The sequence below is a fragment of the Francisella sp. SYW-2 genome (assembly GCF_008711475.1).
In the GTDB taxonomy this organism is placed as follows: domain Bacteria; phylum Pseudomonadota; class Gammaproteobacteria; order Francisellales; family Francisellaceae; genus Francisella; species Francisella salimarina.
This window is the reverse complement of record NZ_VXKO01000037.1, coordinates 1-11,708: the sequence shown is the minus strand read 5'-3', so window position 1 is coordinate 11,708 and position 11,708 is coordinate 1. Positions and strand designations below refer to the sequence as shown.

Below are 11,708 nucleotides of genomic sequence, written 5' to 3'. Positions count from 1 at the left end.
AAGGACTCAATGTAGTTGAGCGCTGGAATGGAGTTAACGATTTTATTTTTTATGGAAATAATAGCAAATTAAGAAGCAATAATCCTGCTGAGTCAGAACTGTCTATGCTTTGTCTTCATAATACGTAAATACGACTTTAACTTCTCTACCTATTTTATTTGTTATTAGTTGAATAATAATATCTTCAAGACATTGTACATTATCTTTTGCTGGAGCATAATGGCCGCTACTATTATTTATATATACACAATTTTCTTTCACTATGATTTCACCAGCTGCCAATTCTATAACATTGAATTTATCGGCTTTTCTTGCAAAATTTTGAGCATCTGTATTTGATAATTCATTGTTTTCATCAATATATTCTCTGTTAAAGTCAATTATATACTTATCAAATTCTTTAATATATTTAGTAAACTCTTCTATGTCTTTAGCTTCAGCTATACTAAGCTTTTCAAGGAAACTAGTCCATAGTTTGCTCCATATTGGCTTATTAGGTATATTTGTATCTGTGGTTGTAAAATCAAAGCTTCCTGTATGCATAATTGTTGTATGATTTCTAGATGCCTCTTTAACAAATCGCATTTCTATTTTATTTTCAATAGTCCTATAAAGACCATAAATATATTTCTCGCCTTCTTCAAAAGTATTATCTTCGTCATCAATAGTAAAGCTTTCATCTACCTTTTCATTAAATTCCTTGAGCTTTTTAATATCACGCGTCCTTATATTTGCCCCATTCTTATTAGGCTTCATTACGGTTAGCTTTGTTTCAGCAATATTTTTAGATAAAAGACTTTTACGTTCTTTTAGATTAAGTATAATTGAATCTAAATCATGAGTATTGTTAGATAGGAGGTCATAGATCTCTTGAAATCCACAAATTTCAAGTCCATCTTTAATTTCCTTTTCAATTTTAGTTTCAAGTCCATTATATTGCTCAGTATTTTTACTAAACTTTTTATAGACACTATTTAGGATATGATTAAGAATTAATAATTCTCCTTTAGAAAAAAAGTATAAAAATCCTATTTTTTCATCATTTTCTAAATTACTAATTTCAGTTTCAGCTATGATATCTTCTATGTATATGTAAACTCTACTTTTAATAAAAAATTGTAAGTCATTTTGTATAGCTAGTATAAAATTACGGTATTCAAATTCTTTTAATAATTCTATAAATGTTTTAAGTTTATATTTTATTAAATACTCTTTAAAATCTTCACTAAAACGTTCCACTATCTCTTTAAAATCTTCACTGTCATAATATATCTCTTCCATTTTTTACCTCTATGCATTTTTTTTCTAAAAAAAGTTTAGTTTATAGTTATGACTAAAACGTTAATAAACTGTATTTTCTTATAAACAAAACTTACGCTATAATTAGATTTCCTGGTATTTTATAGCAGGAGATCTAAGCGGTTCTGTCGCAAACAGATAGATTAGTTACAATTTTTCTAGAATCACTATTCTCTAGATACAATTATGCAGCTATAGCATAAAATTGATCCCATACAGTCATATTACCAGCGTTAATGTGCTGACCTTTTTTGATCATATTTACTAACTCATATCCAGCTATAGTAGATTCCATAGAGTCCCATGACTTAAATGCTAACATGGGTCGAGTTAATTTTTTTATATTTCTATAGTTTTGTTCTATGAGATTGTTTAAATATTTATTTTGTCTAATCTCTATACCATTGGTATACCAAATACCAAGTAAAAATAGGAATATATTGATAGTTAGTAATGCAGCCTCATTAGCTCCAGACTTATCTATATTCACTTTCTCTGGTAAGCCATGCTTACCTATAGTTTTCTTAAAGAATTTACGAGCTGCTTTTTCATCTCTTTTAGCTGATAGCATAAACTCTAGAGTGTCTCCATGTTTATCTATTGCTCTATACAAGTATACCCACTCTCCTTTATATTTGATGTATGTTTCATCCATTTTCCAACTAATATAACTTCAAGATTTACGAAATGATTTACTGAAGGAAGCCTCAAGCTCTTTAGCATATCTAGCAACCCAACGGTTGATGGTGCTATGATCTACATTTACTCCTCGCTCTTTCATTAATTCTTCTACATGCCTATAGCTCAACGGATAAGATAAATACCAACGGATGGCTTGCAGTATTAATAGTTTTCCAAAATGTCTGCCTGTGAAATATAACATCTAAAAATTAAGGAAATGTTTGTGATAGGATTATACTATAAATTTACACAGCTAACAGTTTGCGACAGAACCGAATAAAATGTTGTCATATTATGGAGCATAAAAAATTGATTTTAAAGACAATGCTTGAAAAGCATTATGATATATAGCTTTGAGGCACTTAAAACTTACGATGTGACCGAATTTTACACGTTTAGTTACCATACCCCTGATAAATCTTTAAATTAATGGTTTAATTTTTTTGTAGCCAGTGGGGCAGTATTCGTGTCTGCGCACTGGGCCTATATTGATGTCTCTCAACATAATGCTATACTCTCATTTTTTTAAATAAATTTTTAATTTTATTGAATATTAGTTTTATTATTTTAATAGGTTCTTTTTCTTTATATCGATTGACTTCCTGAGCAAAACTTACTTTATCCAACTCTATTGGAATAATATAAGCAGAATGGCAATATTCAATCATAGGCTCTATTTTCTTAAAAACCTTTTGTTCTTCGGTTAAAAAACTTTTCATTTCTTCAGAAGTAATAAAATAGTTATTGGTATACAGCCATCCAGATAAAGAATCAGACGATAAATTAATATTGCTTTGAGGATCTTTGATAAAATTCGGAATATTTAAAACAAATAACTCATTATTAGAGTTTTTTACTAAAAAAGAAATTATTTTATCTTCAATTCCGAGCATCTTATCGAGATAATATGTCTGCCCTTGTTTATTTCCATCATAAATAATAAAAACACTATCAAACATATTATAAATCCTCAAAAAAGTTATTTCTTATCGTCTGGTTTCTTATCGTCTGGTTTCTTATCGTCTGGTTTCTTATCGTCTGGTTTCTTATCGTCTTGCTTAGGTTGTGAAGAAGCATTCCCACCAGTTACAGGCTTCGTTTGACCATTAGTAATAAATTCAATAACTCTCATCATCGCTTCAGGCGGCCCTTGACGTGCAGCTCTTGTGTGGAAAGAATATTTAGCTCTTGTATCAGTACTACGAGTCTGCTCTGACTTATGAGATACTCTACCTTTTACAGAAACACTAAACACACCCCAATTTATGCCTCCCTCTAATGAAGCTTCAGCCTCTGTTGAGCTACTTTGACTAGCTGATTGGGATACTTCCATTTCAAAGTCAATTGTACCTTCTTCAATTGTAATATTAGGATGGGATACAACTGCTAAAAGAGGCACTTTAATATGTTTAGTTAGCACTTGAGGTTCATTCTTATCATTAAGAACAGGTGATCCTGATTCATCAACAAGAGTTTCTTCATAACTAAACTCTACAGCTTCAGCCTTACCATCTTTAATACATACGCTTGTTAAAAAATCAACGTAAGATTTAGAGGCATTAATCTGTGCACTCACCATTGCATTTAATGGACCCGCAATCATTTGATCCATAGGTAGTGCATTTAATACATCACCAATTAAACTTTTATCTATATCATTAGCCATTTCATTCTCCTTTAGTTTGACTAGTTGACTTACTTAGCAATATAAAATATAAAAGTTTTTCTTAAATAAAAATTATTAAATATGTAAATGTTTGTATTTATTTGTTATAAAATATAAACTCAACGAAAACACACACGTTGTAGACTTTGCTTAAATTCATGCATAAGGCGTAAAAGAGATAATGTTTCAAATTGAAATTGCCTATAATTAGTTTATAACTTTATCACAAATCCATGTTCATCTTATAGATGTTAGATTTCACAGGCAGACATTATTCGAGATTATTAAATCTCCAAGCCCTACGCTGGTATTTATCATATCCATTAAGTTACAGACATGTAGAAGAGCTTATGAAAGAGAGAGGAATTAAGGTATATCATAGCACAATCAATCGTTGGGCTACCAAATATTCCAAAGAACTAGAATCAACATTTAGGGGTTCTATTCAGGAAGGTACAGATTTTCTGCGACCATAGCTGTAACCATTGCTATGTCTAGCTCACAGAGGGACGACCGATTTTTAAATCATTAATTAGAGATTCCACAATCCCTTGTAAATCAAGGCTTTTAGCATTATTGATGATTTCATAAATTTAATCATGGTAACCTTATTATCTAACTTTATTAGTTTATAACCCGATTGATAATTTTTTTGAGTTAATTACCAAACTACTATTTTTTGTTTTTAATATATTTAACTTACCATAAACATCGTGCTTTGACTCTAACCAAGTATTATTATACTTTTAATCCAAGATATCATTTTTACAATAATTATACTAAATGGCCTTTACCTCCGGAACTTGCGCTCTAACGCCAAATTGAATTTTATTCTAAAACCCATTGACCTTTTTTGCTGATCTGCTCATACATTACATCAGGGGCTAGGTCTAAACCATTTTCCCATGTTACAGTACCAATTTCTCTATCAATAAAAACTCTTTTGAACTCATTTTCATCTTCCAAAGACTTAAAAACTCCTCTAAATCGAGAAGGGTAAAAGATTATCTGACCTTTAAGCCCATCTTCGAATAAAACCTCTAATGTGTTTTTAGAAGTAACTTGCACATTAATAGGATCCTTCCACATATCTTACTCCTTCTATCTTAATGGTTCTATTTGCATAGGTTGTTTATCTTTCTGACATAGTTCCCAATTTTGTAGCAATTCTTCTTGATGAATCTCAGCCCAAGCTAAAACCAGCCTCTCTTGTTTCTTTGGAAGTTCTCCGACTATTACTGATATATTCGTAATGCTAACTGAGCATTTATATTCGCCAAATCTTACATGAAAGTGAGGAGGATTATGCTCGTCCCAATACATACTGATAATTATACCGAAGAATCTACTAATGGTTGGCATATTATTCCTTTTAAGAAACTTGGAGTTCCTATTTTACTTATGTGGTTGATATTATCATGTATTTATAGTACATTTCAATCATTATTTTAATGGAATTCTATAGTTTGGGTTCCGACTCTGGTTATTGTAGGAACTGAGAATGTCTGAATTATTTACACAACAAGAAATTGAATTAATTAAAAAGCGTCATCATAAAAATAGATTAGCTTTTGGGGTAATACTCTATCATTATAAAACTAGTAATGAACTTATAATAAATATTACTGAAATTCAGCAATACCCAAAATTTAGAGAAATATCGCAATTTATTGAATGTTATAAAATTCCTGAAGATCTACCATCTAAAACTATAGACAATTTTTGCTCCACAATTAGATCTTTTTTTAAAAGCTCATATTCAAAAAAATCACACTATGATGAACTAGCCAAATTTCTTTCTAAGTTTGTATTACCAATAAAAGAGCTCAATAACTCTGAATTACAAGCTATTGCTAAAGAATATTTAAAAGATAAAAAGATTGATAGTTTTAAAGATAAAATTCTACAAAGAGTTATTAAGGATGCTATCAATGATTATGAAAAATCACTTTTTGAAAATATTAATAATGAACTTAGTGATGAACAAAAAGCCAACTTTAACGGATTACTCCTGACTTATAAATATGATTTAACATATCTTGGATGGATTAATAAAGACATTACAAATCCTTCTTTAGAATCTATATTAACTCTTATTGAAATATTAAATCTTACCAATAAGGTAAACATCAAAGTTTCCTCTATAGTGAACCTTCCTCGCAAGCGCTTAGAGAAATATGCTGAATCATTTACTCGATTTAGTCCTAGTGATTTAAAAGTAATGAAAGATAAGCAAAGGATAGCTCATTTAGCTATTTATACATACATACGAAGACAACAAATTATTGATCGTATAATTGATATGTTTAGTAAGATTTCAAAAAATATAATCCATCGCTCCGAAAGAAGGATGGTTAAAAAACTAATAAGCCAAATCAAGAAAGTATACGGTAAAGATACTATATTATTTAATATTGCCGAAGCATGCTTAGATAATCCTGATGACACTATTAGAAATAAAATATTTCCTATAGTCGGAGAAAATAAGCTAAATAGTATCATTCTAGAGTATAAGAAAAAAGGTCCAAAATATCAGAATATTTTACATGAACAAATTCGTAGCTCTTATGCACGCTACTATCGTAGAATGATACAGCCTTTATTAAGTAGCATTATATTAAAGTCAAATAATACTAATCACCAACCGATTATAGAAGCAGTTGAACTTATAAAAAAGTATTTCAATAGTTCTAAAGCTTACTTTCCCAAAGATATAGAAGTACCTATTAATTTCTTACCTAAAAAATGTCAAGCTCGTATCATTGATAATAATGGAAATATAAAAAGAATATGTTACGAAGTATATGTTTTAAAGAAATTAGCTGATCGTATTAGATGTAGAGAAATATGGGTTGAAGGATCTTTCTTACACCGTAATCCAGACTATGATTTACCAAAAGACTTTGATGCTAGTAATCCTGAAAATTATGATAATTTATCACTACCTTTTGATCCTGAAGAGTTTATAAAGCAACTAAAAGAAAATCTTAGTAAAACATTAGAGGAATTAAATAATAATATCAAATATAATAGAAAAGTTAGAATAGATGATAATCGTATAGTTTTATCTCCGTTAGAGCCCCAAAAAGAATCTCAAAATATAACTTATATAAAAAAACTACTCCAAGATAAGTGGCTTGCCACAAACTTAATTGATCAGTTTAAAGAAGCTAGTTTTAGGACTAAATTCACAAAATCGTTTATATCTTATGGTTCTAAAGTATACTTACAACCAACACAAATAGCAGAGCGTATATTACTTGTTATATACGGCTTTGGTACTAATGTTGGTTTAAAGCATGTAAGAGCAGGAAGTCCACATATTAATTATAAGCAATTAGAACATATTAAAGATTACTTTGTATCTAAAGATAATATAAAAGATGCCATTTGTATTGTAGCAAATGCTTTATTAAATCAAAGATCGAAAACATTGTGGGGAGAAATGCCTGTAGCAGTGGCTGGTGATTCAACTCAGTTTACCGCTTATTTTCAAAATCTAATCTCCGAATATCATAATCGTTACGGTGGTAGAGGCGTTATGATTTATTGGCATGTTGAGAAAAATGCTTGTTGTATTAACTCTCAACTTAAAAGTGTTTCTAATTCTGAAGTATCTTCAATGATTGAAGGAGTTCTTAGGCACTGTACAGAGATGTCTGTTGAAAAAAACTATGTAGATACTCATGGTCAAAGTGAGGTAGGTTTTGCATTCTCACATCTATTGGGATTTAATCTAATGCCTAGACTAGCAAATCTAAGTAAACAAAAACTCTCGAGATGTGAAATTGCTGATTATAATAAATATTCTAATATTCAAGATATAATGACCGATACTATAAACTGGGATCTTATTAAAGAGCAATATAGTGAGATGGTTAAGTATACAATAGCCATGAAAGAAAATTATGCTGATCCAGAAGCTATCCTTAGAAGGTTCAATCGTAATAATTTAAAACATCCTACATATTTAGCTCTATCCCAGTTAGGTAAAGTAATTAAAACCATTTTTATATGCAAATATCTAATGGATGAAAAGATTAGACAAGAGATCCATGAAGGGCTTAATGTTGTAGAGCTTTGGAATGGTGTTAGTAAATTTATCTTTTATGGTCGTTCAGGAGAAATATCTTCAAATAGACAAAAAAATCAAGAAATATCAGTACTTTCATTACATTTGCTTCAGTTAAACATGGTATATATTAATACCTTAATGATTCAGCAAATTATAAAAGAAAATAACCTAATGGATAAGCTTACTAAAGAGGATAAAAGAGCCATTACTCCTTTAATATATGAACATGTAAACCCGTATGGTTTGTTTCCATTGGACATGAATGAACGTCTACCTGACTTAGACTATCAGGAGGCTGCATAATATGGATAATATATCAGCTAAAAAGATGGCAAAAAAAATAAGTAAAATCATTAAGCCTCAAAATCCTAATTATGATTACATAAGAGACGTATTTAGGTTTGTTAGACAAGAACTAAATGTTCCTGTAACTACGACAACTAAAAAGCTTCCGTATGTACCTACAGAAGATGAGATTAGAAAGTTCTATAAAGCAGTATGGAGCTCTGAAGATATTAAATATGTACTTATTGTAAAAACACTTTTATATACTGGTATTAGAGTAAGTGAGCTTATAAATATAACGCTCAATGATGTAAATCTTACTGAGTGCCAGATTAAGATAAATAATGGTAAAGGTAATAAAGATAGGGTTGTGCCATTTCCTACAAATTTTAAAGAAGCTTTAGCTATACATGTACGACAATCCAAAAAAGAAAATAGAGAATATCTATATGAATCTGGATTTAGAAGAAATTATACTGATAGAGGTGTGAGAAAGATTTTAGCCAGGTATACTAAAGAAGCAGGTATTGAGAGATCAATATCACCTCATAGGCTAAGACATTTCTTATTTACTTGGCTTAAAAAGCAAAATATAGATGATGCTCTTATTCAGCCATACTCAGGTCATGAAAAGAGAGATTCTTTAGAGATATATTCTAAGCTTAGCATTACTGAAGCGCAGGAAAAATATAATGAAGTCATCAGCAAATTTCCTGTCTAAAATTCAATTTGGCGTCAGAGCGCAAGTTCCGGAGGTAAAGGCCTAGCTGTTTAGCTAACTCTAATAATCCCAGTTTTGACTTTATTATTTTGTCTGTAGCATTCATCTTTAATTTCCTTAATTTAACATCTTAGTATAACTAAAATGTCAGATTAAGTTTGAGCTACTACAACTAATTTAATTATAATATGGTCGACCGTAATTTTATGTTCATTCGCTCCCTATGGTCCAATATGACTGTTTGGGATCAGTTTCATAGCATAGCTGGATAACTGTATCTAGAAGATAGCAATTTTAGAAAAATCAAACCTAATTTGAATATTTGCGACATTACCACACTTCTTCTATTAGTCAAGATGTTTCGCACAAATACTTTTGTGAACTAAAATACATGATTTTGTCCCAAATATTTAATAAGACCCATTATTCCATTCATTTGCTAATAGCTTACAATCTTGTTCTTCAAGCAAAAATTTAATTCCTGAATTAAGGTTAGTTATATTCCCATTATTATCAAATTCAATTGCATCTATGAAATTTTTAGAATGTATATATTTTAAGTAACTAGATTCATTAAAGAATGATTTTTTTATTTTTTCAAAAATATTTCCATAGCCATAGTTTATGGAAGAAATAAATATTCCTTTTATAGGTGATTTTGTATCATCTATAATCTGGTATACTTCACTAGATTCATTAGGGGTTAAATACTCAAAAAGGACTTTATCATTGTTCTTTAGAATAATTAAAGCACAATTCTCTTTTTCCTCAAAATTCAATAGGTATTCTTTTTTTTTGCTTTTATTTAGTAATATATACTGTCCTTTTTTAATAGTCCTAATCTTAGGCATAAAGACATTATTCTTTTCCAATATTATAGAATTAATCATTATTGCTATTACCTATATTGTTAATCGGTTTACTATTAGCATTTGTTATATAATCAATAACTCTCATCATCGCTTCAGGCGGCCCTTGGCGTGCAAATTTTGTATGAATCGAATATTTAGCTCTTGTATCAGTACTACGAGTCTGCTCTGACTTATGAGATACTCTACCTTTTACAGAAACACTAAACACACCCCAATTTATGCCTCCCTCTAATGAAGCTTCAGCCTCTGTTGAGCTACTTTGACTAGCTGATTGGGATACTTCCATTTCAAAGTCAATTGTACCTTCTTCAATTGTAATATTAGGATGGGATACAATTGCTAAAAGAGGTACTTTAATATGTTTAGTTAGCACTTGAGGCTCATTCTTATCATTAAGAACAGGTGATCCTGATTCATCAACAAGAGTTTCTTCATAACTAAACTCTACAGCTTCAGCCTTACCATCTTTAATACATACGCTTGTTAAAAAATCAACGTAAGATTTAGAGGCATTAATCTGTGCACTCACCATTGCATTTAATGGACCCGCAATCATTTGATCCATAGGTAGTGCATTTAATACATCACCAATTAAACTTTTATCTATATCATTAGCCATTTCATTTCTTTTGGTTGATAACTTAAAAAAAATTAAAATAAATGTAGTAGAATATTGTAAATAAAAAAAACTCTATATGTAACAAAATATATCTAGTTTGTAAAAAAAGTAGAGTCTAGATAATTTTAACACTAAATTTTCTTTTCATAATACGGTTTTCAGGCGTATCGATAGCTAATGGGCACGCCTAGAGAAGTCATCTTATTTAAGATTCTAGCTCCAATCATAGCTTCCATTTTTTGATTACTAAAATCTCTAGCATGTAAAAATTGGGGCTGTCCTAGATAAGTCTACTTCAAACTCTCTCTAACCCAATGTCTAATTATCTTTAGCTGCTCTTTAGAAGGTTCTGTCGCAAACTGTTAGAGTAGTTACAATTTTCCTAGAATCACAGTTCTCTAGATACAATTATGCAGCTATAGCATAAAACTGATCCCATATAGTCATCTTACCAGCATTAATATGCTGACCTTTTCTAATCATATTTACTAATGTTGTCTCCGCTATGGGTCAGTAATCGTGTCCCGTAACAAAAGGTATTGATAAACTTATGAGGCTTAAGAATTCAGGTGAGTTTTCAGTAAAACAGATATGCGAAATGATGAATATAAGCAAATCTGTTTACTATAGAAATATTAATAGTGCTAAAAGGAGTTAAGAATGGCTACACGACCTGTATATCAGTTTAAGATATCATTAGACTGCATTAAACCAACTATTTGGAGAAGGATCCAAATATCTGATTTGGCTACATTTTGGGATTTACATGTTGCTATACAAGACTCTATGGGCTGGTTTGATTGTCACTTACATCAATTTACTATTAAAAAACCTAATACAAATGAAAGTATTAGAATAGGAATTCCAGATCCTGAATTTGATGATATGCTAGCAACAGAGGCTGGCTGGGATATTAAGGTTAGAGACTACTTTACAAAAAATAATTCAAAATGTTTATACGAATATGATTTTGGTGATAGTTGGGAACATATTATAGAATTCGAAGGACAAAAAGAAAAGGTTAGTGGAATGAAGTATCCAATTTGCCTAGATGGTAAAAATGCATGTCCACCAGAAGATGTTGGCGGATACTGGGGCTATGAAGATTTTGTTAAGATAATGTCTGATGAAAACCATGAGGAATACGATAATATGTTTGAATGGTTTGGTGAAAAATATGATCCAAAAAAGTTTGATTCATCAGAAGTTAAATTTAGCAATGCACGAAGAAGACTGAATAAAATGTTGTCATATTATGGAGCATAAAAAATTGATTTTAAAGACAATGCTTGAAAAGCATTGTGATATATAGCTTTGAGGCACTTAAAACTTACGATGTGACCGAATTTTACACGTTTAGATACCATACCCCTATGAGATTATTCAAATACTTATTTTGTCTAATCTCTATACCATGAGTATACCAAATACCTAGCAAGAATAAGAAGATATTGATAGTGAGTAAAGCTGCTTCATTAGCTCCAGATTTA

Annotated in this window: 12 protein-coding genes and 1 pseudogene; 5 read left to right on the top strand and 8 right to left on the bottom strand. The window is 30.3% G+C overall.

The features are described 5' to 3' along the window. Window positions 1-44: 44 nt before the first annotated feature. Window positions 45-128, top strand: a complete 84-nt coding sequence (locus F3D57_RS10525; protein ID WP_411961510.1) for a hypothetical protein — start codon at window positions 45-47, stop codon at window positions 126-128. Here the strand turns inward: F3D57_RS10525 and F3D57_RS09450 are convergent. The 4 genes and pseudogenes from F3D57_RS09450 to F3D57_RS09435 form a co-directional block, all read right to left on the bottom strand. Then, window positions 103-1,281 (bottom strand): hypothetical protein, encoded by a 1,179-nt coding sequence (locus F3D57_RS09450; RefSeq protein WP_150466062.1) that lies wholly within the window; start codon window positions 1,279-1,281, stop codon window positions 103-105. The two genes, F3D57_RS10525 and F3D57_RS09450, sit on opposite strands and share 26 nt — an antisense overlap. 202 nt (window positions 1,282-1,483) lie before the next feature. Further along, window positions 1,484-2,182: pseudogene (locus F3D57_RS09445) on the bottom strand (IS6 family transposase). 307 nt (window positions 2,183-2,489) lie between these two features. Beyond that, window positions 2,490-2,939, bottom strand: a complete 450-nt coding sequence (locus F3D57_RS09440) for a hypothetical protein (RefSeq protein WP_150466061.1) — start codon at window positions 2,937-2,939, stop codon at window positions 2,490-2,492. 20 nt (window positions 2,940-2,959) lie between these two features. Then, window positions 2,960-3,646: a DUF2589 domain-containing protein gene (locus tag F3D57_RS09435; RefSeq protein ID WP_224728178.1), complete on the bottom strand. Its 687-nt coding sequence runs from the start codon at window positions 3,644-3,646 to the stop codon at window positions 2,960-2,962. 248 nt (window positions 3,647-3,894) lie between these two features. On the opposite strand from F3D57_RS09435, the gene F3D57_RS09430 reads away from it, so the two are divergent. Continuing rightward, window positions 3,895-4,122: an IS6 family transposase gene (locus F3D57_RS09430; RefSeq protein WP_150466060.1), complete on the top strand. Its 228-nt coding sequence runs from the start codon at window positions 3,895-3,897 to the stop codon at window positions 4,120-4,122. Window positions 4,123-4,474: 352 nt separating this feature from the next. Here the strand turns inward: F3D57_RS09430 and F3D57_RS09425 are convergent, their stop codons facing one another. Next, on the bottom strand, window positions 4,475-4,735 hold the full coding sequence (locus F3D57_RS09425) for a DUF2442 domain-containing protein (RefSeq protein ID WP_150466059.1): 261 nt from the start codon (window positions 4,733-4,735) through the stop codon (window positions 4,475-4,477). Between the two features lie 12 nt (window positions 4,736-4,747). Next, a complete protein-coding gene (locus F3D57_RS09420; RefSeq protein ID WP_150466058.1) occupies window positions 4,748-5,008 on the bottom strand; it encodes a DUF4160 domain-containing protein in 261 nt (86 codons plus the stop codon). Between the two features lie 139 nt (window positions 5,009-5,147). On the opposite strand from F3D57_RS09420, the gene F3D57_RS09415 reads away from it, so the two are divergent. Both F3D57_RS09415 and F3D57_RS09410 read left to right on the top strand, forming a co-directional pair. After that, window positions 5,148-8,024, top strand: a complete 2,877-nt coding sequence (locus F3D57_RS09415; protein WP_150466057.1) for a Tn3 family transposase — start codon at window positions 5,148-5,150, stop codon at window positions 8,022-8,024. Between the two features lies 1 nt (window position 8,025). Beyond that, entirely contained in the window at window positions 8,026-8,727 is a 702-nt protein-coding gene (locus F3D57_RS09410; protein ID WP_150466056.1) for a tyrosine-type recombinase/integrase, read from the top strand. Window positions 8,728-9,137: 410 nt separating this feature from the next. On the opposite strand, the gene F3D57_RS09405 is transcribed toward F3D57_RS09410, so the two are convergent. Then, entirely contained in the window at window positions 9,138-9,617 is a 480-nt protein-coding gene (locus F3D57_RS09405) for a hypothetical protein (RefSeq protein ID WP_150466055.1), read from the bottom strand. Then, window positions 9,610-10,218: a DUF2589 domain-containing protein gene (locus tag F3D57_RS09400; protein WP_224728177.1), complete on the bottom strand. Its 609-nt coding sequence runs from the start codon at window positions 10,216-10,218 to the stop codon at window positions 9,610-9,612. Before F3D57_RS09400 ends, F3D57_RS09405 begins: the two co-directional genes overlap by 8 nt. A 660-nt stretch (window positions 10,219-10,878) precedes the next feature. Here F3D57_RS09400 and F3D57_RS09395 point away from each other — a divergent pair. Further along, window positions 10,879-11,484, top strand: a complete 606-nt coding sequence (locus F3D57_RS09395) for a plasmid pRiA4b ORF-3 family protein (protein ID WP_150466054.1) — start codon at window positions 10,879-10,881, stop codon at window positions 11,482-11,484. Window positions 11,485-11,708 lie beyond the last annotated feature (224 nt).